Origin of the sequence: Micromonospora sp. NPDC049523 (assembly GCF_040676775.1) — a bacterium.
Lineage (GTDB): Bacteria > Actinomycetota > Actinomycetes > Mycobacteriales > Micromonosporaceae > Micromonospora_G.
In genome coordinates this window covers 86,556-109,995 of record NZ_JBFAPP010000007.1, presented here as the reverse complement: position 1 = coordinate 109,995, position 23,440 = coordinate 86,556, and the positions used below count along the sequence as shown (strand labels likewise).

Genomic DNA, 23,440 nt, shown 5'->3' with positions numbered 1-23,440 from the left:
GTCGTACACGTCCCCCGTGACCCGGCCCGGTTGGTGTCGTCACCGACCCGCTGGCCGTCCGGGCGATTTCCTCACCGCATTGTGTGGTCGTTTTTCGTCCCGCCCATCGGGCGGGTTCCTCTGCATGCCCGCGAACGGTTCGCGGGCCACTCCGGACGGGAGAAACAAGCAGCGTATGGCGAATGATTTCAACCAGCAGGTCATCGACGAGTTTCGGGCCAACGGCGGGCGGGTCGGCGGCTACTTCGAGGGCGCCCGGCTGATCCTGCTGACCACCACCGGGGCCCGGTCCGGCGCCCCGCACACGACCCCGCTCGGCTACCTGCCCGACGGCGGGGAGCGGATCCTGGTCATCGGCTCGGCCGGCGGCGCCCCGAAACCCCCGGCCTGGTTCCACAACCTGGTGGCCGACCCGCGGGTGACGGTCGAGGACGGTGTGTTCGTCTACGACGCCACCGCCACCGTCCTGACCGGTACCGAGCGGGACCAGGTGTTCGCCCGGGCGGTCGAGGCCGACCACGGGTGGGCCGACTACCAGGCACGGACCGGACGGGTCCTGCCGGTCGTGGCGCTGCGGCAGGTGCCGGGCCCGCCCCGGTTCGCCGCCGCCGGTCAACCGTCGTGGGGTACGGCGCTGAAGCTGGTCCACGACGCGTTCCGGCGGGAACTCGCCCTGATCCGCGCCGAGGTCGCCGGGTCGGGGGCCGGGCTCGGTGCCCAGTTGCGGATGAACTGCCTCGCCGTCTGCCAGGGCCTGGGGTTGCACCACACCGGTGAGGACACCGTTATGTTCCCCGGCCTCGCCGAGCACCACCCGGCGCTCGCCCCGACGATGACCCGGCTGCGCCGCGAACACGAGACGATCGCCGCCCTCGTCGAGGACCTGCGTGTGGTCGTCTCCGCCGACGGGGTCGCCGCCGCGCTGGTGCTGGCCGAGGTCGACCGGCTGGTCGACGAACTGGAACGGCACCTGATGTACGAGGAGGAGCAGTTGGTCCCGATCCTGGACGCCCCGGCGGCGGTGCCGGCCGACCAGGGCTGACGGGTTCCGGCGGGCGGGGTCTGGTGACTCAGGTCCCGCCCGTGTGCCGGTCCGGTTCGGGGCCGGCGAGCGCGGCGCGGACCGGGCCGGCTTTCGCCGCCGCCTCGGCGACCTCCGCGTCCGGGTCGCTGTCCCAGGTGATCCCGCCGCCGGCCCAGACGTGCAACCGGTCACCGTCGGCGGCCGCGGTGCGGATGGTCAGGCCGAGGTCGAGATGGTTCGGGCCGACCCAGCCGAGCCCGCCCATGCCGGCGCCGCGGCCGACGGGTTCGAGGACGGCGATGCGGCCCAGTGCGGAAACCTTGGGGGTGCCGGTGACCGAACCGCCGGGGCAGACCGCGCGCAGCAGGTCGGCCAGTCGTAGGCCGTCGGCGGCGCGGGCGGAGATCGTCGACTCGGCCTGCCACAGGTCGCACCAGCGGCGGATGGCGTATAGCTCGTCGACCCGTACCGATCCGGTGGCGGCGACCCGGGCCAGGTCGTTGCGTTCCAGGTCGACGATCATGATGTGTTCGGCTCGTTCCTTGGCCGAGGTGAGCAGTGCGACGCGGCCGGGTCCGGTGGCCGGCCGGGTGCCCTTGATCGGGCGGGTGACCAGTCGCCCGCCGGTGACCTCGATCAGGGTTTCCGGGGAGGCGCAGCCGATCGCCCAGGTGTCGCCGGTGAGGACGCCGCCGTAGCGGGCGCCGGGCAGCCGGCCGAGTCGGGCCAGGGCGGGTACCGGGTCGCCGGTGTACCGGGCGCTGCTGTGGCCGACGACGTTGACCTGGTAGATGTCGCCGCGGCCGATGGCGTCACGGGCCGCGGCGACGGCGGCGGCGTGGGCGGCCGGGGTCCAGCTCGGCTGCCACGGGCCGAGCCACCACGGCGCCGGGTGCTGTGGTGGCCGGTGGGCCCGTCGGGTGGTGCGGGCGTAGACGACCACGGCCACGTCGGGTACGCCGGCCGCGGGGCTGGGTGCCCCGGTCGGGGCGCCGATCATGGCCGCCCCCGCGGCGGCGGAGACGAACAGGGCCGCGCCGACGGGATGGCCGTGGTCGGTGCCCGGGTGGGTCCCGGAATCGGTACCGGTCGGTGGGCGCAGCGCGCCGGCGCCGAGCCCGTGACCGGTCAGGTACGCGTCGATCAACTCGGCCGGGTCGCCAGGCTGGCCGACGTACCATTCAAATCGGTCGAGCTCAGTCAGCGAATCGAGGTATGCCGATGGCATTGCCGGGGTGACCCCGGCCCCGTATGGGAGCGTTTCCACGACGAGTGGCCCAATCTCCATCATCCGTTGGGTGGATTCTCCCCGGTTAGTGCCAATCCCTGCTCGATGTAGCACCGTTGCGCTTGGTACCGTGCGTCACTGGTCATGTGAACCATGACACAGCACCCCCACAGTCCGGAGAACCCGATGTGCCAGCACCAACCCACCTGTCCCTCCGCCGAGGCAACCGACCGGGACGCCGCCCGGGTCGTCGCCTGTTTCCGTGAGCAGGGCTGGAGCCTGCTCTGCAACGGTGTGATCGTCTTCGAGGACACCGGCGAGCTGCTGCCCGACGGCAGCACGATCGCACCGCACCGCGGACCCGCCCGGCACGTACTGGTCGCCTGAGTCGACCCACGCCTTGACCATCCCGGTGGGCAGTGCAGCCCGCCGATCAAGGCTATCCCCGCCGATCAACGACCACCCCGCCCCGGTCAGGTGACCGGGGCCCGGATGTTCCGTCCTTGATCGGCGCGGATTTCCTTGATCGACCCGGACGTGTTCAGTCCTCGAACGCGTCCGGCGGCGGGCAGGCGCAGACCAGGTTCCGGTCGCCGTACGCGCCGTCGATGCGACGCACCGGCGGCCAGTACTTCGCCGCCCGGTCCACCCCGGCCGGGTACGCCGCCACCGACCGCGGGTACGGGTGCGTCCACTCGTCCCCGGTGACCATCGCCGCCGTGTGCGGGGCGTTCGACAGCGGGTTGTCACCCGCCGGCCACTGCCCCGCACCGACCAGGTCGATCTCCTCCCGGATCGCGATCATCGCCGCGCAGAACCGGTCGAGCTCGGCCAGGTCCTCACTCTCAGTCGGCTCCACCATCAACGTGCCGGCCACCGGGAACGACATCGTCGGCGCGTGGAACCCGTAGTCGATCAGCCGCTTCGCGACGTCGTCGACACTCACCCCGGTCGCCTTCGTCAGCGCCCGCAGGTCGAGGATGCACTCGTGCGCCACCAGGCCCTTGTTGCCGGTGTAGAGCACCGGGTAGTGGGCGCGCAGCCGGGCCGCGACGTAGTTCGCCGCCAGCACCGCCGTCCCGGTCGCCCGGGTCAGCCCCTCGGCGCCCATCATCCGCAGGTACGCCCACGGGATCGGCAGGATCCCCGCCGAACCGTGCCGGGCCGCCGAGATCACCGGCTGGGCACCGGCGACCGCCCCGGTCCCGGTCAGCGGGTCACCGGGCAGGAACGGCGCCAGGTGCGCGCGCACGGCGACCGGGCCGACACCGGGGCCACCGCCGCCGTGCGGGATGCAGAACGTCTTGTGCAGGTTCAGGTGCGACACGTCGGCGCCGAACTTGCCCGGGCGGGCGAACCCGACCAGGGCGTTGAGGTTCGCCCCGTCGACGTACACCTGACCACCGGCGTCGTGGACCTTCGCGCACAGCGACGCGATCCCGGTCTCGTACACCCCGTGCGTCGACGGGTACGTCACCATGATCGCCGCGAGCGCGTCCCGGTGCGTGTCGATCTTCCGGTCGAGGTCGACCAGGTCCACGTCACCGTTGTCGTCACACGCCACGACCACGACCCGCATACCGGCCATCACCGCGCTGGCCGCGTTCGTACCGTGCGCCGACGACGGGATCAGGCACACGTCCCGGTGCGCCTGCCCACGTTCGCGGTGGTAACCCCGGATGGCCAGCAGACCGGCGAGTTCACCCTGGGACCCGGCGTTCGGCTGCACACTGACCGCGTCGTACCCGGTCACCTCGGCCAGCCACCCCTCCAGGGAGGTGACCAGTTCCCGGTAACCGGCGGTCTGCTCCGCCGGCGCGAACGGGTGCATGTTCGCGAACTCCGGCCAGCTCACCGGTTCCATCTCGGTGGTCGCGTTGAGCTTCATCGTGCACGAACCGAGCGGGATCATGCCCCGGTCCAGGGCGTAGTCGGAGTCCGACAGCCGGCGCAGGTAGCGCAGCATCGCGGTCTCGGAACGGTGCCGGTGGAACACCGGGTGGGTCAGGTAGTCGCTGGTCCGCAGCAACGCCGCCGGCAGCGCCTCGGTGACCTCACCGGTGAACTCCGCCACCCCGAACGCCGCCCAGACCGCGCCCAGGTGCGCCGCCGTGGTCGTCTCGTCGCACGCCACCCCGACCCGGTCGGCGTCGACCAGCCGCAGGTTCACCCCGCGGGCGGCGGCGTCGGCGACCACCTGCGCAGCCCGACCCGGAACCACCGCGGTGACGGTGTCGAAGAACGCCGGACCCTCGGTCGACACCCCGCCGGCCCGCAGCCCGGCCGCGAGCCGGGCCGCCGACCGGTGCGTACGCGCCGCGATCTCCCGCAGCCCGTCCGGACCGTGGTAGACGGCGTACATGCTGGCCATCACGGCGAGCAGCACCTGCGCGGTGCAGATGTTGCTGGTCGCCTTCTCCCGCCGGATGTGCTGCTCGCGGGTCTGCAACGCCAACCGGTAGGCCGGGTTGCCGTCGGTGTCACGCGACACCCCGACCAGCCGGCCGGGCAGCATCCGCTCCAGGCCGGCGCGGACCGCCAGGTAACCGGCGTGCGGCCCACCGAAGCCCATCGGTACGCCGAACCGCTGCGTCGTCCCGGCGGCGATGTCGGCACCGATCTCCCCCGGCGGCCGCAGCAGCGTCAGGGCGAGCAGGTCCGCGGCGACCGCGACCAGCGCCCCGGCACCGTGCGCCGCCTCGACCAGCGCGGCGTGGTCACGGACCAGCCCCGACGCGCCCGGGTACTGCAGGTGCAGGCCGAAGAACTCCGCCGGGAGTTCGTCGGCGTCAAGGTCGACGATGCGTACGTCGATGCCGAGCGGCTCCGCCCGGGTGACGATCACCGAGATCGTCTGCGGGAGGGTGTCGGCGTCGACGACGTACACCGGGCTCTTGCTCTTCGACGCGCGGCGGGCGAGCGTCATCGCCTCCGCCGCCGCGGTCCCCTCGTCGAGCATCGACGCGTTCGCGGTCGCCAACCCGGTCAGGTCGGTCACCATGGTCTGGAAGTTCAGCAGCGCCTCCAGCCGGCCCTGGCTGATCTCCGGCTGGTACGGCGTGTACGCGGTATACCAGGCCGGGCTCTCCAGCACGTTGCGGCGGATCACCGCCGGGGTGTGGGTGCCGTGGTACCCGAGCCCGATCATCGACACCGCGACCGTGTTACGGGACGCGATCTCCCGCAGTTCGGCGATCACCTCGGCCTCGGTCGCCGGGGCCGGCAGGTCGAGCGTGCCGTGCCAGCGGATCACCTCGGGAATCGCGGCGTCCATCAGCTCGTCGATCGAGCCGTAGCCAACGGTGTCCAACATCCGGCGCTCACCATCGGCATCCGGGCCGATGTGGCGTACGGCGAACTGGTCTGCGGTCATGGCGGCTCCCGGGCGAGGTCGACGATGCGGCCTCCCCCTCTGTCGCACCCACGCGCGTAGCGGGGGCGCTCCACAGTCGCCTGCCCACGAGGTCCTTTTGCCTGAGAGGTTCCGGGGAGGATTTGCCCCTTCGGCGCCGCCCTGACAAGCCGGGCGGTCTCTCCCACGTGGGTGTTACCGGCATGGTCAACGCTACCAGCGGGTCTGTTTCAGGCGGGTATCGGGCAACAACTGGCGGAGCACCCGCCCCCATTCGCCACCAACACCAAACAGGGGCAAAACCCCCACCCGGGTCTCGACCGGGCGGCACCTGGACGGCCGGAACGGCTCTCAGGGCGGCGGCGATAGTGTTCGTCACAGCGGCCATGTCCTGTTACCGGCACCCCGCGTGACCATGATCACCGCAGACGGAGGACGGCGCATGGCACCCGGAGCACCCGACGGGTCGGCACCAACCACCCGCGCCGACGACTGCACCGTCCGTCACGTCCTGGACCGGGTCGGCGGCAAATGGAGCATCGCGATCATCGTCGCCGCCACCCACGGCCCCGTCCGGTTCACCGAACTCGAGCGCGGCATCGAAGGCATCAGCCGCCGCATGCTCACCCTCACCCTGCGCAACCTCGAACGCGACGGGCTGCTCATCCGCACCGCCCATCCCACCGTGCCCCCGAGGGTCGAGTACACCGCCACCGAGATGGCCCGCGAACTGCACGACACCCTGCTCACCCTCACCCGGTGGGCGGAACACCACCGCGCCACCATCGCCGCCGCCCGGATCAACTACGACCGCACCCACCAACCGACCGGCACACCCGACGACCCGACCGGCTGCTGACCCGCCCCACCGCCCCCGGAACCCAGCCGATCAATAGGCTGGAGCCCGTGACCGTCACCTACACCGCAGCCCCCGGCCGCTACGACTCAATGACCTACAACCGCGCCGGCCGAAGCGGTCTGCGCCTACCTCCGATCTCCCTGGGCCTGTGGCACAACTTCGGCCACGAACGCCCCTGGCAACGCCAACGCGACATCGTCCGACGCGCCTTCGACCTCGGCGTCATCCACTTCGACCTGGCCAACAACTACGGCCCACCGCCCGGCTCCGCCGAGGAGAACTTCGGCCGCATCCTGGCCACCGACTTCGCGCCCTACCGCGACGAACTCGTCATCTCCACCAAGGCCGGGTACGACATGTGGCCCGGCCCGTACGGCGAATGGGGCTCCCGCAAGTACCTCGTCGCCTCACTGGACCAGTCGCTGCGCCGGATGGGCCTGGACTACGTCGACGTCTTCTACCACCACCGGCCCGACCCGGACACCCCGCTGGAGGAGACGATGGGCGCCCTCGACGCCGTCGTACGCGCCGGCAAAGCCCAGTACGTCGGCATCTCCAACTACAACTCCGAGCAGACCGCGAAAGCCGCCGCGATCCTGCGCGACCTCGGCACCCCCCTGGTGCTGCACCAACCGTCGTACTCGATGGTGAACCGGTGGATCGAGCGGGACAACCTGCTCGACACCCTGGAGAACGTCGGCGCCGGGTGCATCGCCTTCAGCCCCCTCGCCCAGGGCCTGCTGACCGACCGCTACCTGCACGGGGTCCCCGCCGACTCCCGCGTCGCGACCAGCGTCTTCCTCAACGAGAGCCACCTCAGCGACACCACCATGGCCAAGGTCCGGGCACTCAACGAGATCGCCGCCCGACGCGGTCAGACCCTCGCCCAGCTCGCCCTCGCCTGGGCGCTGCGGGACAAGCGGATGACCAGCCTGATCATCGGCGCCAGCAGCGTCACCCAACTAGAGGACAACATCGCCGCCCTCGACAACGTCGACCTCAGCGACGCCGAACTCGCCGAGATCGAACCGTACGCCACCGAGGAATAGCCGACCCGCTGGTGCTGCGCCCACCCAGGCGGACGCAGCACCAGCCCCGGCCCACTCACCCCGCCGGCCGACTCCGCGGCGCCACCACCTGCGACTCCACCTGGCCCAACGTCTCCCTGATGTGGTCCACCACATCCGCCGGCACGTCCAACCACATCAACGTCGCCAACAGGTGCGCACCCACCCGCGCATAATGCGCCGACGAGATACCGAGCCCCTGGTGCGCCTGCGCCAGACCACGACCGGTGTACGTGTCCGGCCCGCCGAGCAGCACGGTCAGCATCGCCGCCAGATGACGCCGCTGCCCGGCCATCTCCACCGACTCGAAATAACCGGCGAGGTCCGGCTCCGCCAACACCCGCTCGTAGAAGATCCGTACCGCCGCCTGGACCGCGACCGCCCCACCGATCCGCTCGTACGCCGACCCAGCACCCTCACCACCGTCACCCGGTACGGCCTGCTCCGGCAACTCGACCGTGTCCTCGGTCGAGAGATCCCTTGTCGACGACCTGTTGGCTTCCGTTTCCGTCACGGCATGTCCTTCCGGCGGCTGACTGAGCGGCCGCTCCGACCCGGCAATCGGCACCGACGAACACGTGGTGACACCGAACCGTCACATCAGGACAACCGCAGTCGGACGATAGCGCACAACACACACACTGTCACGCACCAGTCACTGAACGAAACGGGATCTGTCGCTGACCCTTCGGTCAACCACCCAAGGCGTCGTCCACACCGGACTCACGCGGACCGAGGAACACCGGATCCCGACCACTCACCACGTCGACAACAGCCTTCACCGCCGCGAACCGCTCCCGGAAACTCCCCCACCGCCACGCCCGCCCGAACCGGCTCACCGAATCGTCCCCCACCCCGACCGCGTCCAACCCCACCTCCCGGCAGACCGCCACCGCCCGATCCACATGGAAGGTCTGCGTCACCACGATCACCCGCCGCACCCCGAAAATCCGCGACGCCCGCGAACACGAGTCGTAGGTGTCGAAACCCGCGTGATCCTGCACCACCCGCGACGCCGGCACACCACGGTCCACCAACCACCGACGCATCGCCCCAGGCTCGTCGTACGCCCACTCGCGGTGATCCCCCGACACCAACACCACCCGGGCCTTACCCGCGTCGTACAACTCCTTCGCCAACCCCAACCGGGCCGCCAGAAACGGCGACGGCGTCCCATCCGGCCCCACCTGCGCACCGAGCACCAACACCACCGGCGCAGCCGGCACCGCCGCCACATCGAACACGAAGTCCCGCGCCGACCGATCCACCCAGATCGCGCTACCGACGACCGTCGACGCCCCCAACAACACCAGCACCACGGCAGCGACCAACAACCGTCGCCGCCACCGGCGAAGCCAGACGAACACCGAGCCCAGAAGAAGAACAAACCGACGAGAGCGCCCCACCACAGCCGACATCAGCCCAGTGTGACCGGCACCACCAACAACCGGTCAGCCGGCCCGCCGCCGGGCCCGCCGGGCAGCCAACTCGTCACCAGAGGCCTCCGGCTCCGCCGGCACACCGATCGGCTGCACACCCCCGGCCGGCTCAGCCGGCAGATGCGACAACGAACCCTGGATCTCCTTGAACGCACCACCGATGGCGATCCCGAACACACCCTGGCCACCCTGAAGCAGGTCGACCACCTCTTCCGGGGAACGACACTCGTACACCGTCGTGCCATCCGAAATCAACGTGATGCCGGCAAGGTCCCCGACCCCACGCGAACGCAACGCCTCGATCGCCTTCCGGATGTTCTGCAACGACACCCCGGCATCAAGCAACCGCTTGACCACCTTGAGCACCACCAGATCCCGGAACGAGTAAAGCCGCTGCGTACCAGACCCGGACGCATCCCGGATACTCGGCACCACCAGCGTGGTACGCGCCCAATAGTCCAACTGCCGGTAACTGATACCCACCGCGGAACAGGCAGTCACCCCGCGGTACCCGACCGCACCGTCACCCTCCACGAAGGGATCGACAGGCGTGCCGCCGTCAGTGTGGCGATGATCTGATGTCCCCGGATCAGGGTCCTGTGGCTCGTGCATCCGGACAACCTCCCCGCCAGTGCGGTGACACGTCGTTTCCGGGACGTGCACCCCTCGACAAGGCAACCCTATAGCGACCACCAACCGAACAGCCGCAGGATTCAGCGCGACACGCCGCACACAAGGCGACACACGCCGCACCCGGCACGTCACCGTACGACCGGACCCCCACGGGCCCGGCACGATCAACCCGCGAAATCCTCCGGCTGAACCTGCTCCAGGAACTCCCGGAACTTCTCGACCTCGTCCTCCTGCTCATCAGGAATAACGATCCCGGCCTCGGTCAGCACCTGCTCCGTGCACCTGATCGGCGCACCAACCCGCAACGCCAACGCGATCGAGTCACTCGGCCGGGCCGAAACCCGCAAACCATCCCCGATCAGCAGGTCAGCGTAGAAGACATTCTCCTTCAGCTCGGTGATCTCCACCGCACGCAACGGCGCCTCAAGCGCCGCCAGGATGTCCCGCAACAGATCATGGGTCAACGGCCGCGCCGGCTTGACCCCCTGCTGCTCGTACGCGATCGCGGTCGCCTCCACCGCACCGATCCAGATCGGCAGGTAACGGTCACCCTCGACCTCCCTGAGCAGGACGATCGGCTGGTTGCTGGGCAGCTCCACCCGAACCCCGACCACGCTCAGCTCGCGCACCGCCGCCTCCGTGTCGTTGTGTCTTCCCCAGCGCCGTGACCCGGCGACCAAACCCCTCAGCCACCGCAACCGGCCCCTTCACCTGCACGGTACACGGGCCGCGAGACGGTCGTCCCACGCGCGCCGCCCGCACCATCGCACGCCCCACAGGGTTACCCCGCGAAGCCTACGGCACGCCCGCGACCGCAGATCTTTCCCACCACACGAGCACGGATCAACGACCCAGCATCGACCGCAACCCCACCCGCACCAAAGCCGCATGCAACTGCTGAGACAACCCGACCAACTCCCGCGCCGCCTCCGCCGCCCGAGCCCGCGCCGCCGGATCATTCTGCCTGGCCAACGGCGCAATCAACTGCTCGAACAAACCCACCTCGCGATCCGCGGCCGTCCGAAACGCCCGCAGATGACGCGGCTCCAACCCATACGCGGCCAACCCCGCCACCGCCTGAGCGATCGCCAACGCATCCGAGTCGTACCACCCCGGCGGCCGGGACACGATCAACCCCAGCCGCTCCAACTCGGTCAACGTCACATCATCGACACCCGTACGCGCGACCAGATCCGACCGGGTCACCCGCGCATCCGCCGACTCCACCGGCCCCGCAGCAGCACCATCCCGGCCCGGAACCTCACCCGCCGGACCAACCGCGACCAACGCCGGCCGCTGCCGCCCCGGACTCTCCGGCTCCTGCTCCAGACCCTCCAGCTGCTCCCGGATCACCCGCAACGGCAAATACTGATCCCGCTGCGCAGTCAGCACGAACCGCAGCCGCGCCACATCCTCCCAGCTGTACTTCCGGTAGCCGGCCGGCGTGCGCTGCGGCTCGACCAGACCCTCCGCCTCCAAGAACCGCAGCTTGGAAATCGTCGTATCGGGAAACTCCACCCGCAGCTGAGCCAGCACCTCACCGATGCTCATCAGCGGCTGGGCCCGGCCGGCCGAAGCCGTGGGCGCAGCCGCTGCCGCACGCTCATTCACCCCCGGCCGGCCTCCTCCTCCGGGCGCGGACCGGCGATAAAGACCAACCGGAACTTGCCGATCTGCACCTCGTCGCCATTGCTCAGAGTGGCCGCCTCGACCCGCTCCCGATTGACGTAGGTGCCGTTCAAACTCCCCACATCGCGGACGGTGAACGTACCCCCGTCCCGGTGGAACTCCGCGTGCCGCCGCGACACCGTCACGTCGTCGAGGAAGATGTCACTGTCGGGATGCCGACCACTGGTGGTCACGTCGTGGTCCAACAGGAACCGGGCCCCGGCATTCGGACCCCGCCGAACGACGAGCAACGCCATGCCCGGCGGCAACGAACCCGACATCCGGCTCGGCACAACATCGGCATCCGGTCCCTCCAGCACTTCGTCCAGTGCACCGAGGTTGAGCGTCGATGTGACGTCGAGTGGGGGGAACTCGTCGTCTGGGCGCGTCATGGGACCACCTCACGGATCTGTTCGGTCGGCGTCGGGGGTGGCGGGTCTGGCCGCCGGGCTGTAAAGCCCAGCGGCTGGCTCACCCGTGCCTGGGAAGGCAATTCCGCAACGCGCAACTATTGGATTCTCGGTCGACTGAGCGAGCCTAGCCAGCGCCGAAATACAGGGCAACCAGACGCGCGGGCACAACCCGGCCCGAGCGCGCCCAACTCAGCTTTCGGTCAATTCCCGGTACGCAGCCGCGGTCAACAACCCCTCGACCGCCGCCGGCCCACCCGGAGTGATCTCCAGCAACCAACCCGCACCGTACGGATCACTGTTGATCAGCTCCGGCGTATCGCCGAGATCGGCGTTACGCGCCACCACCGTGCCACTCACCGGGGCGTAGATCTCCGAAACACTCTTCGTCGACTCGATCTCACCCAACGACTCACCCGCCTCGACCGTGGCGCCCTCGTCCGGAAGCTGAACATAGACGATGTCACCCAAAGCGTCCTGGGCGAAGTGGGTGATGCCCACCCGCACCGATCCGCTACCGTCGCCCGCCACCCACTCGTGCTCGGCCGTGTAACGCAGGTCCTCAGGAATCACCAGCCGCGTCCTTCGTCGTCGCTCTGATCGGTACCGCACCACGGAAGGTACGGCCGCGCCCGGTCAGGAGACCGGGCGCGCGTGCTTCAGGTCCAGCGGAGCGCTCAGGGTCGTCACGTCGACCACCTCCCGCTCTTGGACGGTCACGTTACCGCCGTCCCCACTCACCGACGCCACCACCCCGCCCGGAATGTTCAACGCGGTCCGCATCGTCGATGGATCACCGATCACCGTGATCGTGTACGGACCCACCAACCTCCGCCCACTGACCGCGATACCGCCATCGTCCTTCAGGAAGAAAGTGCTGGCCACGATCCGTACCGTCACACCACCACCGGCGATCTGCATCGCCTCCGCGCCCGCACCCCGCAACTCCTGCACCGCATCCAGCACCGTCGCCGCCTCGATCGGCTCCGACCCCGCCGAGAACGTCACAGTCAACCCCGGCCCCCGCGCCGGCAACGTACCCGCCAGGATGCCCAACTCGTCCGCACGCCGCGTCGCCTCGTCCAACGCCGCCTGCCGCCCCTGCGCACCCGAGGCAAGCTGCCGCTGACTGTCCTCCAGACCCGCGATGTCCTGACGCAGCCGCTCCTCCTGCGACTCCAGATCCGACAGGATCCGCACCAGGTCCTCCTGCCGCGTCGCTGCCAGCTCCGGATCCGCCGAATTCGTCTTCAACTGCACCACCAGCGTGAACCCGAGCAGAGCCAACAACACCGCGATGATCACACTCGCGCCGGACCACCGGGACCGCAACGACAAACCCCGCACCGGCCCACCCGCCACGACCGGCTCCCGCAGCTCCTCAGCCACGGAATCCGGCTCGTCGACCCCGACCGCACGATCCCCGCCGACCACCGACCGGCGCGCCGCACCCAGGTCCACCGTCGGCCCGTCACCGACCCCGTCACCCGCGTCCGACTCCGACCGGCCCGCCACATCACCCCCGGACACAGCCGCCGGACCCGGATCGGCGCCACCCGTCGACGGCCGCTCCACCGGCTCGGACCCGCCCGGGGACGCGTCGGACTCGGACCCGCCCTGCCGCTGCTCGTCACTCATCGCCGCAAACCTACGCCCGGAACAGGTGCCGGCGAATCGCCGCCACGTTGCCGAAGATCCGGACACCGAGCACCACGACCACGCCCGTGGACAACTGACCACCCACACCGAGCTGATCACCCAGGTAGACGATCACCCCCGCGACCAGCACGTTCGAAATGAACGAAATCACGAACTGCTTGTCGTCGAAGATCCCGTCCAGCTTCGCCCGTACCCCACCGAACACCGCGTCCAGCGCCGCGACCACCGCGATCGGCAGATACGGCAGCAACGCCGCCGGCACCGTCGGGTCCAGCACCACGCCGAGCACCACGCCGGCGAGCAACGCGAGTACGGGGATCATCGGCCGCCTCCGGAGGGGCTGAGGGATGACCCGGCGCCAGGCGACGCCGGACTGTTGGAACGCGCCGCCCCGGAAGGCGACGGCGACGGCGACACGGAGGGAACCGCGTACCGCAGTTGGGGTTCACTGGCCGCCGGCAGCGTCAGATCATCGGCCCCACGCACACCGAACGACATGCCATGCTCAGCCGCCACCTGACGCAACAGGTTCGCCGCAGCACTGTCCCGGAACCGGCGCTCCAACTGACCCGGGCCGATCGCCGACACCTCGTACGGGCCGGTCACCGGCCGGAAGTCGACCAGGATCGCACCGCCGGCGGCCCGGATCGTCGACGTCGCCGTCAACCGCTGACCATTGATCGAAACCGCCTCGGCGCCAGCGCTCCACAGGGCATTCGCGATGTCCTGAAGATCACGGTCCAACACCTTGCCGAGGTTAGTACCGCCGACGCCGGTCACCGCATCCGCCTCCGACGGCCCATCGGCGACCCGCACCACGACACCGTCGCCCTTGACCCGACCCAGACCGGTGGCCGCCTCCAGATCACGCAACCGCGCCGCGTCACTGCCGGACAGCGCCGCATCCCGCTGCCGGTTCACGTCCTCACGCAACTCGTCCGCCCGGCGGGTCAACTGGTCGGCCTCGCTCTCCCGCTGCTTGATCTGCGTCACCAGGCCGGCCCGAGCCTGAGCACGCCCTGGCTCGCCCTCGATCGTCTGCCGGTACGCGATCGCCAACAGGAAGCCGAGCGCCGCCAGGGTGATCACGGTCACCACCCGGATCGTGGACCGCCGCCACCCCGTCGGCCGGCGACCCGCACGCCGGCTCGCCGCCGCATCCGAGTAACCGGGATCAAGCGGATTCTGGAACAGCTCGGTCAGGAAGTCGGGGGCATAGGTGCGCTCCGGTCCACGCCCGGTGCTCATCTGGCCTCCCGACGGGCCGTACGGATCAGCCGGGCGGCCTGGATCAGGTAGAACACCCCGGCAGCCCAGTAGAGAACCAGCCCCCACCAGGCCAGCCCCCACCCGATCGCACCGGCCGCCGTCGCCGCGCTCGGCACCGCGTCGGCGAGCAGCAGCGTCGGGAACGCGGCGAGCAGGATGAACGTGGCGGTCTTGCCGAGGTAGTGCACTGGCGGCGGACCGTACCCGTACCGGCGCAGGACCAGCAGCGAGCCGAAGAGCAGCAGTTCGCGGGCGAGCAGCGCGGCGGTGAACTCCCACGGCACGATCTCGCGGGCGGTGAACCCGGCCAGGGTGGCCAGGATGTAGAGCCGGTCGGCGGTCGGGTCGAGCAACTCCCCCAGCCGGCTGACCTGGCGCAACCGGCGGGCGACGTAACCGTCGACCCAGTCGGTGGTTCCACCGACGGCGAGCACCACCAGGGCGGCGACGTCCGCGTGTGGCCCCAGCAACAGGTAGAGGAACAGGGGTACGCCGAGCAGGCGGGCGAAGCTGATCAAGTTGGGAATGGTGAGCACCCGGGTCGCCGCGTCCTCGGACTGGGCGGCGGTGCCCCCGGTTGGCTGGGCATCGTCTGCCCGCGCCGGCCGACGCGACACCGAACCTCCCTCTGCGGCTGGTCCGGCGCCCGCTTACACGGGTCGTTCCGGGACCGTGCGCGCTCCGGCCGGTGCTCCCGGGCCCCCTCTCGGTGGCCTCGTGATCATGCCGGCTCCTGGCACAGTCGCCGTGGCCCGCAGATGAGCGGACGTCCGGGGCTGCTGATTTGCGGTGTCACTATATCCGCCCCCTGCTGGCAGGCCGTTGGCCCCGAGGCGGGTCGTTGTCGCGTGACGAGCGACACAACCTGTAGTGCATCCTAGGATGCTAGTTGGATACGGGCAACGGGTCGGCACTGGGCTGAGCGGTCTATTTGTAGGATTCGGGGGTGGAAACAACCGATCCTGTGGACATCGCGGCCGAGGCGTGGATGGCCTCGCTCGCCATGTTCTCGGTCACCCAGCCGCTCGGCTTCTACCGCATGGGCACGCACGGGACCTCGGAACTCGTCACCGGAGCGCCGATGTCACTGCTCAACGGTGTGATCAACATCGACCGCGAACCCGACGCAGCAGAGATCGCGGCGTTCTCCACCTCCCCGAAGCTGGCATCGGTCGCCTGGAGCATCCAGGTCCGCGGCGACGAGCCCGGCCCCGGAGTCGAACGGACCGCCGCCGAGCACGGGCTGACCAAGCGGACCACGTTGCCGTTCATGCTCAAGAACCTCACGGCGGCCGACGCACAGCTGCCGGCGACCGACGCGCCGCCGGTACGCGGACTCACCGGCACCGAAGGCGAGCTCTACCAGACCGTGATGGCCGCCGGGTACGAAGGCCCGCGGGAGATCTTCGCGGTGTTCAGCTCGCCCGCCGTACTCGACCACTCCGCGATGCGCGGATACGTCGCCGAGGTGGACGGCGTACCGGTCGCCACGTCCTTCGGCGTCGTGGTGGACGACCACGTGGGGGTGTTCAACATCGCCGTACCACCGGAGCACCGGCGACGCGGTTACGGCCGGGCGGCGACCGCGCAGGTGCTGCGGGAGGCGTACGCGGCGGGAGCACGCATCGCATTCCTGCACGCCAGCCCGATGGGCGTCGGGCTGTACCGGGACATGGGGTTCCGGGTCGCGGAGAACTGGACCATCTTCACCTCGTGACCCTGCCCCGCTCCCCCGGGTCGAATTGGCCGGAGCGGCAGCGTCACGGTGGTGACCCGCCGACGGGCCACCACCGTGACGACGGTCAGCTCGGCGAACTGGTGGCCGGCTCGGGGGCCGCGAACGGCACCGCGGCGGCGACCGGCTCCGGCTCCCCCACCGGGTGCCGCCACAGCCCGCGCTGACGCAGGATGGGCAGTACGCCCTCACCGAACCAGTACGCCTCCTCCACGTGCGGATGCCCGGAGAGGATGAACTCGGTGATGCCGAGGGCGTGGTACTCGGCGATCCGGTCGGCGATCTCGGTGTGGCTGCCGACCAGCGCCGTACCGGCGCCGCCTCGGACCAGGCCCACACCGGCCCAGAGGTTGGGGGCGATCTCCAGCCCGTCGCGTGAACCGCCGTGCAGCGCGATCATCCGGCGCTGCCCCTCGGACTCGCTGCGTGCCAGCCCGGCCTGCACCGCCTTGATGTCCGCCTCCGGGATGCCGTCGAGCAGCCGCTGGGCCTGCGCCCACGCCTGCTCGGAGGTGTCCCGGGCGATCACGTGCAACCGGATGCCGAAGCGGAGTTCGCGCCCGGCCTCGGCGGCGAGGCCGCGGATCCAGGCCAGCTTCTCGGCCACCTGGGCAGGCGGCTCGCCCCAGGTGAGGTAGACGTCGGAGTGCGCCACCGCGACCGGGCCCGCCGCCTTCGACGACCCACCGAAGTAGATCGGCGGGACCGGGTCCGGCAAGCGGCCGAGCTTCGCCTGCTCGACGCGTACGTGCGGGCCGTCGTGGGTCACCGTCTCGCCGCGCCACAGCGCCCGCACCACGTGCAGGAACTCGTCCGTACGGGCGTAGCGGGCGTCCTTGTCGAGGAAGTCCCCGTACGCCCGCTGCTCGTGACTCTCGCCGCCGGTCACCACGTTGAGCAGCAGCCGACCGTTGGACAGGCGCTGGAAGGTGGACGCCATCTGGGCGGCGAGCGTGGGCGAGAGCATGCCGGGGCGGAACGCGACCAGGAACTTCAGCCGCTCGGTGACCTCCGACAGCATCGCGGTGGCCAGCCAGGCGTCCTCGCACCAGGCACCGGTCGGGGTGAGGGCGCCCTCGAACCCGAGTTGTTCCGCGGTACGGGCGATCTGCCCGAGGTAGGCGACCGTCGCCGGCCGGGCGCCGCCGGCCGTACCCGCGGCCAGCCCGTGCCCGCCGCCGACGATGTCGCGGCTGTCGCCGTAGGTGGGTAGGAACCAGTGGAAGGTCAGGGCCATGGTGCTCTCTTTCGATCCGGGTGGAGCGTTTCGGTACGGAGGGTCCGGGGTTCAGGCCGCGATCGGCAGCGCGCGGGGCACCAGGGCCGCGGCGAAGGTGTCCACCACCGCGTGCAGTGCCGGGGCGGCGGTCGCCTCGACCACGGTCGCGCCGTCGGTCCCGGTCAGGATCAGCTGGTCCAGCAGGAAGTAGCCGGGCACGATGTGCGCCGCGCCCATGGCGTTGAGCACCGGTCGCATCGCGTAGTCGATCGCCAGTACGTGCGCGAGCGTCCCGCCGGTGGCCAGCGGCAGCACCACCTTGCCGGCGAGCGCGTACTGCGGTAGGAGGTCGAGCAGTGCCTTCAGGGCGCCGCTGTAGGACGCCTTGTAGACCGGGGTCGCCACGAGCAGGCCGTCGGCGGCGGCCAGTGCGTCCGCCACCGCGACGATCGCCGGGTGGCCCGGGTCGGCGCCGAGCAGCGCGTCCGGCGGCAGGTCCCGGATCGACAGGGAGCGGACCTGGTGCCCGCCCTCGACGAGCCGGCCGGCGAGCAGTTCGACCAGCCGCGCGGTCCGCGAGGTGGCCGACGGCGAGCCGGAGATGGCGAGGATGGTGGGCATGCGCTCTCCTCGGGTCGTGGCAGCACGCCGTGCCGATGCCGGGACGCCGGGTGGCGGCGCCGGAGGGTGGATCTTCCGCAGCTTATCTATAATTCCTATCGGTTGAGTAGACCTCTCCGCGAAGTTGATCAAGTTGGGCCGGGTGATGCGCGGCACCCGGTCGGCGACCGCCGTCGCGAATACCGATTTTCTCTATCGGTCGAATAGGACAAGCCACCGCGAGTGAGACCTACTTCGGCACCTACCGGCCGCTCATATCACCAGCTCAGAGGGCCTTCTGCTCGACTCGCGGGAGGATCACCGAACAGGGGTCACAGGCACGCAGGAGTGCGGAGTGACCTGCATCACAGGACATTGACGGGGTTGGGTGACCGCCCAAAGCATGGTCGCCGGCAGCCACCGCCGCACTTCCACCCACTGTGGAACGTCAACCGTCCTCGATGCTCGGGAGTCACTGATGTCGATCGGCACGCGTACCGGCAGCCGAGGCTGGCGAAGAATCCTGGCCATCGCCCTCGGCGCGGGGCTACTGGCCACGGTCGGCCTCGTCGCCGGCTGCGGCAACGACGACGACGCCTCGGGCGCGGAGGCACCGCTGCGCGTGGGCTACCAGCGATTCGGCGGACTGAGCCTGGTCAAGGCCCGCGACGCGGCGGCCGGCACCAGCTGGTCGCTGTTCGAGAGCGGCCCGGCGCTGACCGAGGCGTTCAAGGCCGACGCGATCGACATCGGCCAGGTGGGCGAGGCCCCGCCGATCTTCGCTGCCGCAGGGAAGATCCCGTTCAAGATCATCGGAACCTCGGCCGAGATCCCCGAGGGCGAGGCGGTGCTGGTCAAGGAGGGCAGCGGGATCAACAGCTTCGCCGACCTCAAGGGCCGGACGGTCGCGCTGAACAAGGGTTCGAACGTGCACTGGCTGCTGGTGCGACTGCTCGAGGCCAACCAGATGACGCTCGACGACATCCAGGTCAAGTACCTCAAGCCGGCCGAGGGCCGGCCGGCGTTCGACGCCGGGCAGGTCGACGCGTGGATCATCTGGGACCCGTACTTCGCGCTCGCCGAGCAGCCGGGGGTGAAGATCCTGGCCAATGCGACCGGCCTGGCCGGCAACCGGGAGTACCTGCTGGTCTCCCCCGACGCGTTGAAGAACAAGCCCGAACAGATCCGGGCGTTCCTCGAGACCTACCGCGAGGTCACCGACTGGGGCATCGCCAACCCGGCCGACCGGGCCAAGATCCTCGCCCCCGAGCTGAAGATCCCTGAGGACGTCACCACCCGCGCACTCGCCCGCAGCGCCCGCCCGCTGGCCCCGGTCACCCCCGCGATCGGTGACGAACTCCAGGCCATCGCGGACGGCTTCACCAAGCTCGAACTCATCCCGACGTCGATCGACATGCGAGACCGGGTCGACGCCCGGTTCGCCGAGGTACTCGGGTGACCCGACCAACGCTGGTGCCGACACCCGGCCCGGACGGTCCCACCGCGGCGCGTCTACCGGCCGTGACGGGACCGTCCGGGCCGAGGCGCCGCCGCCGTACGGGCGCACGCTGGCGACGGGTGATCAGCCCGGTGGTGCTCGTGCTGGCCTGGGAACTGGCCTCGCGTACGGGCCTGCTGGCACCCGAAAAGCTCTCCGCACCCAGCGAGGTGCTGCGCACCGGCTGGCGGCTGGCCGTCGACGGGATCCTGTGGACCCACCTGACCGACTCGCTCACCCGGGCGGCAGTCGGGCTGGCCATCGGCGGCACCCTCGGGGTCGTGCTGGGCGCCCTGGCCGGACTGCTGCGGATCGGCGACGACCTGGTCGACCCGCCGGTCCAGATGGCCCGGATGCTGCCCCACCTCGGCCTGGTCCCGCTGCTCATCATCTGGGTCGGCATCGGCGAGTCACTGAAGATCACCCTGGTCTGCCTCGGCGCGTTCTTCCCGATCTACTTCAACATGTACGCCGGCATCCGCGACATCGACGTACGGCTGGTCGAGGCGGCCCGGACCTGCGGCTTGAACGCGTGGCAACGAATCCGGCACGTGATCCTGCCCGGCGCACTGCCCGCCCTCTTCCTCGGCCTGCGGCTGGCCATCGGCGCCGCGTGGCTGAGCCTGGTGGTCGGCGAACAGGTCAACGCCCAGACCGGCATCGGCTTCCTGATGATGGAGGCCCGGGAGTTCAGCCAGACCGACGTGGTCGTACTCGGCCTGCTCATCTACGCGCTGCTCGGCCTGCTGTCGGACGTCGCGCTGCGGATCCTGGAGAGGAGGGCGTTGACGTGGCGGACCGGCGTACACATCCAGGCGAGCTGAACAACGCCGACGACCCGTCGCCGGTGGTGACCGCGACCGGGGTCCGCCGGGACTTCGACGGCACGGTGGTGCTCGACGGCGTGGACCTGCGCATCCGGCCGGGTGAGGTGGTGGCGCTGCTCGGCGGCTCTGGCTCCGGCAAGAGCACCCTGCTGCGGGCGCTGGCCGGACTCGACCCCGAAGCCGGCGGCACCATCGCCGTCCGGGGCCGGGCGGCGGTCGTGTTCCAGGAACACCGCCTGCTGCCCTGGAAACGCGTCGGCGACAACGTCGCGCTCGGCCTGACCGGTCCCGACGTACGCGACCGGGTCCGGGCGGCGCTGACCGAGGTCGGGCTCGCCGATCGGGACCGGGCCTGGCCGGCGCAGCTCTCCGGTGGCCAGGCACAGCGGGTCGCAGTCGCCCGCGCCCTGGTACGGGAACCCGAGGTGCTGCTGCTGGACGAACCGTTCGGCGCCCTCGACGCACTCACCCGGCTGCGGATGCAGGGCCTGCTCGGCCGGCTCCGGGCCGAACACGGCTTCGCCGCCCTGCTGGTCACCCACGACGTGGACGAGGCACTGCTGCTCGCCGACCGGACGCTGGTGCTGGAACACGGCCGGATCGTCGAAGACGCTCCCGTACCGCTGCCCCGTCCCCGCACGCACGACGCGCCCGGCTTCGGTGGGCTGCGCCGGCACCTGCTCGACCGGCTCGGGGTGCCGGCGAACTGAAACCGGGGGTCCGGTCAGGAGTGGCCGGCCCCGGCGGCCCAGGTGGCGTACATCCGGGCGTACGGGCCGTCGCGGGTGAGCAACTCCCGGTGGGAGCCGGACTCGGCGATGCCGTGGTCGTCGACCACGATGATCCGGTCCGCCCGCGCGGCAGTGGAAAGCCGGTGCGCGACCAGGATCGCGGTGCGCCCCTGCAGCAGCACGTCCAGCGCCGCCTCCACCCGCAGCTCGGACTGGAGGTCCAGGTTCGCGGTGGCCTCGTCGAGCAGCACCACCCGGGGCTGGGCCAGGAAGGCACGGGCCAGCGCGAGCAGTTGCCGCTCACCGGAGGAAACCGACTGGCCGCGTTCGTGCAGTGGGGTCGCCAGACCCTGCGGTGAGCGTTCGACCAGGTCCCGCAGGCCGACCGCGTCCACCGCCGCCCACACCTCGTCGTCGGTCGCCTCCGGTCGGGCGAACGCCACGTTGTCCCGGATCGAGCCGGCGAACAGGAAAGGCTCCTGCGGCACCACACCGATCTGGCGACGCAGCGAGGCGAGGGTGACGCCACGCAGGTCGTGCCCGTCGATCAGCACCCGGCCGGCGTCCGGGTCGTACAGCCGGGTGACCAACTTCGCCAGGGTCGACTTGCCCGCACCGGTCGGCCCCACGCAGGCCACGGTCTCGCCCGCGGCGATCCGCAGGCTGATCCCGCGCAGCACCGGTCGGGCCGGGTCGTAGCCGAAGGTCACGTCGTCGAACTCGATCTCACCACTGACCGGGGGCAACACCGCCGCGTCCGGCGCCTCGACCACGCTCGGTGGGGTCTGCAGCAGCTCCCGCAGCTTGCTCACGGCCGCCCGTCCCTGCTGATAGCTGGTGTAGAGCTGGACGAGCTGCTGCACCGGCTGGAAGAACGCGTTGAGGTAGAGCACGAACGCGGTCAGCTCACCGATGCTCAGCTCGCCACGCAGCACCATCCGGCCGCCGACGAACAGTAGCGCGGCCAGTCCGAGCAGGCCGATCGCCGAGCTGCCCGGACCGTAGACGGCGCTGATGTGCCCGGTGAAGTCGTTGGCGTCCCGGTAGCGGCCGACCACCTCGCGGTGGGCCAGGACGTTGCGCTCCTGCCGGTTGTGCGCGGTCACCACCCGTACGCCGTGCAGGCCCTCGGCGAGGTCGGAGAACATCGCCGCGACCGCGTCACGCTGCCGCCGGTAGCCGCGGTCGGAGGCGACCCGGAACCAGATCGAGGCGGCGGCCAGCGGCGGCAGGACCAGCAACAGCATGATCAGTGCGAGTTCCGGGTCGTAACCGATCAGCACCGCGACGATCACCAGCATGGTGAGCGCGTGCCCGGCGAACTGGGCCAGGCCGTCCTGGAGCAACTGTTGCAGCGACTCGATGTCGGACGTCATCCGGGTCATCGTGACCCCGGCCTTCTCCCGGGTGAAGTAGTCCATGGACAGGCGCTGAAGCTGGGCGAAGACGCGTACGCGCAAATCACGCATGGCGTACGCGGCCAGCCGGCCGGTCTGCCGGGTACGGGCGGCCGCCGCCAGCCCGCCGAGCAGCACGGTCGCCGCGAACGCGCCGGTCGCCAGCAACAGCACCGACGGGTCGCGGGCCACGATGCCATGGTCGATACCGACCTGCACCAGGTACGGCCCAGCCTGCAACAGCAACGTCTCCAGCACCACCAGCAGGCAGGCGACCAGCAGGGTGCCCCGGTAACGGGCGACGATGGTGGACAGGGTCAGCGGCGGCTCGTCCGGCGGCCGAGCGGAGAAGGTGTGACGCTCCGGCTCGGGTTCGGGCTCGCTCGCCTCCAGCCGGGCGACCCCGGCGAGCAGTTCCTCCGGGATCCCGGCGAAGGGCAACCCGTTGCCGTGGCTGGCCGACTTGCCGCTGCCCCGGCCGGCGCCGATCCCACCGAGCCCGCCCATCGGACCACCGGCCGACCCGCCACCGGGGCCGCCGAAGCCGCCGCCGAACATGCTCATCGCGACACCTCGACCGCCGGTCCGAAGCCCTGGCGGGGCGGCGTGCCGACGCCAGGCCCGTCAGGCGACGACTGCTCGGGCAGCCCGTCGACCGACTCGCCGCGGTACGGGCCGTCGCAGGGCTCGCCCTCGTCGTCGACCTCGATCGGGTCGGCCGGGTTCCGCTCGGCCGGGTTCCGCTCGGCCGGGTTCCGCTCGGCCGGGTTCCGCTCGGCCGGGTTCCGCTCGGCCGGGTTCCGCTCGGCCGGGTTCCGCTCGGCC

Annotated in this window: 25 protein-coding genes and 1 riboswitch; of the genes, 8 read left to right on the top strand and 17 right to left on the bottom strand. The window is 70.6% G+C overall.

Annotated features, from left to right (window positions below):
- Positions 1-175: 175 nt before the first annotated feature.
- Positions 176-1,042, top strand: coding sequence for a nitroreductase/quinone reductase family protein (locus AB0J90_RS12880; protein WP_363595259.1), 867 nt, complete (start codon positions 176-178; stop codon positions 1,040-1,042).
- A gap of 28 nt (positions 1,043-1,070) precedes the next feature.
- Here the strand turns inward: AB0J90_RS12880 and AB0J90_RS12875 are convergent, their stop codons facing one another.
- Positions 1,071-2,252: a chorismate-binding protein gene (locus AB0J90_RS12875; protein WP_363595257.1), complete on the bottom strand. Its 1,182-nt coding sequence runs from the start codon at positions 2,250-2,252 to the stop codon at positions 1,071-1,073.
- A 186-nt stretch (positions 2,253-2,438) separates the two neighbouring features.
- On the opposite strand from AB0J90_RS12875, the gene AB0J90_RS12870 reads away from it, so the two are divergent.
- Positions 2,439-2,639, top strand: a complete 201-nt coding sequence (locus AB0J90_RS12870) for a DUF5999 family protein (RefSeq protein ID WP_326563301.1) — start codon at positions 2,439-2,441, stop codon at positions 2,637-2,639.
- Positions 2,640-2,793: 154 nt separating this feature from the next.
- On the opposite strand, the gene gcvP is transcribed toward AB0J90_RS12870, so the two are convergent.
- Positions 2,794-5,625: an aminomethyl-transferring glycine dehydrogenase gene (gene gcvP, locus AB0J90_RS12865; protein WP_363595255.1), complete on the bottom strand. Its 2,832-nt coding sequence runs from the start codon at positions 5,623-5,625 to the stop codon at positions 2,794-2,796.
- 79 nt (positions 5,626-5,704) lie between these two features.
- Positions 5,705-5,801, bottom strand: a riboswitch (glycine riboswitch).
- 245 nt (positions 5,802-6,046) lie between these two features.
- On the opposite strand from gcvP, the gene AB0J90_RS12860 reads away from it, so the two are divergent.
- Both AB0J90_RS12860 and mgrA read left to right on the top strand, forming a co-directional pair.
- Positions 6,047-6,463 (top strand): helix-turn-helix domain-containing protein, encoded by a 417-nt coding sequence (locus AB0J90_RS12860; RefSeq protein ID WP_363595253.1) that lies wholly within the window; start codon positions 6,047-6,049, stop codon positions 6,461-6,463.
- A gap of 47 nt (positions 6,464-6,510) precedes the next feature.
- The gene (mgrA, locus tag AB0J90_RS12855) at positions 6,511-7,512 is read left to right on the top strand and encodes an L-glyceraldehyde 3-phosphate reductase (protein WP_363595251.1); all 1,002 of its coding nucleotides are present in this window, start codon (positions 6,511-6,513) and stop codon (positions 7,510-7,512) included.
- Between the two features lie 55 nt (positions 7,513-7,567).
- On the opposite strand, the gene AB0J90_RS12850 is transcribed toward mgrA, so the two are convergent.
- The 11 genes from AB0J90_RS12850 to AB0J90_RS12800 all read right to left on the bottom strand — a co-directional run bounded on the left by AB0J90_RS12850 (position 7,568) and on the right by AB0J90_RS12800 (position 15,144).
- Positions 7,568-8,044, bottom strand: a complete 477-nt coding sequence (locus AB0J90_RS12850; RefSeq protein WP_363595249.1) for a group 1 truncated hemoglobin — start codon at positions 8,042-8,044, stop codon at positions 7,568-7,570.
- Positions 8,045-8,222: 178 nt separating this feature from the next.
- Positions 8,223-8,897 carry an ElyC/SanA/YdcF family protein gene (locus tag AB0J90_RS12845; protein WP_363595247.1) on the bottom strand — a complete coding sequence of 225 codons (675 nt, stop codon included), beginning with the start codon at positions 8,895-8,897 and terminating at the stop codon, positions 8,223-8,225.
- A gap of 84 nt (positions 8,898-8,981) precedes the next feature.
- Positions 8,982-9,581, bottom strand: a complete 600-nt coding sequence (locus AB0J90_RS12840; RefSeq protein WP_363595245.1) for a MerR family transcriptional regulator — start codon at positions 9,579-9,581, stop codon at positions 8,982-8,984.
- Positions 9,582-9,766: 185 nt separating this feature from the next.
- Complete coding sequence (locus AB0J90_RS12835) at positions 9,767-10,231, bottom strand: bifunctional nuclease family protein (protein ID WP_363595244.1); 465 nt, start codon at positions 10,229-10,231, stop codon at positions 9,767-9,769.
- A gap of 214 nt (positions 10,232-10,445) precedes the next feature.
- Complete coding sequence (locus AB0J90_RS12830) at positions 10,446-11,153, bottom strand: MerR family transcriptional regulator (protein WP_363595667.1); 708 nt, start codon at positions 11,151-11,153, stop codon at positions 10,446-10,448.
- A gap of 56 nt (positions 11,154-11,209) precedes the next feature.
- On the bottom strand, positions 11,210-11,662 hold the full coding sequence (locus tag AB0J90_RS12825; protein WP_121161321.1) for an FHA domain-containing protein: 453 nt from the start codon (positions 11,660-11,662) through the stop codon (positions 11,210-11,212).
- A 210-nt stretch (positions 11,663-11,872) separates the two neighbouring features.
- Positions 11,873-12,253: a glycine cleavage system protein GcvH gene (gene gcvH, locus AB0J90_RS12820; RefSeq protein WP_363595242.1), complete on the bottom strand. Its 381-nt coding sequence runs from the start codon at positions 12,251-12,253 to the stop codon at positions 11,873-11,875.
- Positions 12,254-12,316: 63 nt separating this feature from the next.
- Positions 12,317-13,318, bottom strand: coding sequence for a DUF881 domain-containing protein (locus AB0J90_RS12815; RefSeq protein ID WP_363595240.1), 1,002 nt, complete (start codon positions 13,316-13,318; stop codon positions 12,317-12,319).
- Between the two features lie 10 nt (positions 13,319-13,328).
- Positions 13,329-13,661, bottom strand: coding sequence for a small basic family protein (locus tag AB0J90_RS12810; RefSeq protein ID WP_121161327.1), 333 nt, complete (start codon positions 13,659-13,661; stop codon positions 13,329-13,331).
- A complete protein-coding gene (locus AB0J90_RS12805) occupies positions 13,658-14,587 on the bottom strand; it encodes a DUF881 domain-containing protein (RefSeq protein WP_363595238.1) in 930 nt (309 codons plus the stop codon). The genes AB0J90_RS12810 and AB0J90_RS12805 overlap by 4 nt, the downstream gene beginning before the upstream one ends.
- The gene (locus tag AB0J90_RS12800) at positions 14,584-15,144 is read right to left on the bottom strand and encodes a CDP-alcohol phosphatidyltransferase family protein (RefSeq protein ID WP_363595665.1); all 561 of its coding nucleotides are present in this window, start codon (positions 15,142-15,144) and stop codon (positions 14,584-14,586) included. Before AB0J90_RS12800 ends, AB0J90_RS12805 begins: the two co-directional genes overlap by 4 nt.
- Before the next feature lie 410 nt (positions 15,145-15,554).
- On the opposite strand from AB0J90_RS12800, the gene AB0J90_RS12795 reads away from it, so the two are divergent.
- Positions 15,555-16,325 carry a GNAT family N-acetyltransferase gene (locus tag AB0J90_RS12795; protein WP_363595236.1) on the top strand — a complete coding sequence of 257 codons (771 nt, stop codon included), beginning with the start codon at positions 15,555-15,557 and terminating at the stop codon, positions 16,323-16,325.
- Positions 16,326-16,410: 85 nt separating this feature from the next.
- On the opposite strand, the gene AB0J90_RS12790 is transcribed toward AB0J90_RS12795, so the two are convergent.
- Together AB0J90_RS12790 and ssuE are read right to left on the bottom strand one after the other, a co-directional pair.
- Positions 16,411-17,580: an LLM class flavin-dependent oxidoreductase gene (locus AB0J90_RS12790; RefSeq protein WP_363595234.1), complete on the bottom strand. Its 1,170-nt coding sequence runs from the start codon at positions 17,578-17,580 to the stop codon at positions 16,411-16,413.
- A gap of 51 nt (positions 17,581-17,631) precedes the next feature.
- Positions 17,632-18,183 (bottom strand): NADPH-dependent FMN reductase, encoded by a 552-nt coding sequence (gene ssuE / locus AB0J90_RS12785; RefSeq protein WP_363595232.1) that lies wholly within the window; start codon positions 18,181-18,183, stop codon positions 17,632-17,634.
- A 457-nt stretch (positions 18,184-18,640) separates the two neighbouring features.
- Between ssuE and AB0J90_RS12780 the strand changes: the two genes are divergently transcribed.
- Genes AB0J90_RS12780 through AB0J90_RS12770 form a run of 3 tightly spaced genes read left to right on the top strand, consistent with a single transcriptional unit; the run spans position 18,641 to position 21,197 of the window.
- Positions 18,641-19,621, top strand: coding sequence for an aliphatic sulfonate ABC transporter substrate-binding protein (locus tag AB0J90_RS12780; protein WP_363595230.1), 981 nt, complete (start codon positions 18,641-18,643; stop codon positions 19,619-19,621).
- The gene (locus AB0J90_RS12775) at positions 19,618-20,484 is read left to right on the top strand and encodes an ABC transporter permease subunit (protein ID WP_363595228.1); all 867 of its coding nucleotides are present in this window, start codon (positions 19,618-19,620) and stop codon (positions 20,482-20,484) included. Before AB0J90_RS12780 ends, AB0J90_RS12775 begins: the two co-directional genes overlap by 4 nt.
- 23 nt (positions 20,485-20,507) lie before the next feature.
- A complete protein-coding gene (locus AB0J90_RS12770) occupies positions 20,508-21,197 on the top strand; it encodes an ABC transporter ATP-binding protein (protein ID WP_363595663.1) in 690 nt (229 codons plus the stop codon).
- A gap of 14 nt (positions 21,198-21,211) precedes the next feature.
- Here the strand turns inward: AB0J90_RS12770 and AB0J90_RS12765 are convergent, their stop codons facing one another.
- Together AB0J90_RS12765 and AB0J90_RS12760 are read right to left on the bottom strand one after the other, a co-directional pair.
- A complete protein-coding gene (locus AB0J90_RS12765; protein ID WP_363595226.1) occupies positions 21,212-23,179 on the bottom strand; it encodes an ABC transporter ATP-binding protein in 1,968 nt (655 codons plus the stop codon).
- Positions 23,176-23,440: hypothetical protein (locus AB0J90_RS12760; RefSeq protein WP_363595224.1), on the bottom strand; the 265-nt coding region annotated here is incomplete at its 5' end. The genes AB0J90_RS12765 and AB0J90_RS12760, both read right to left, overlap by 4 nt.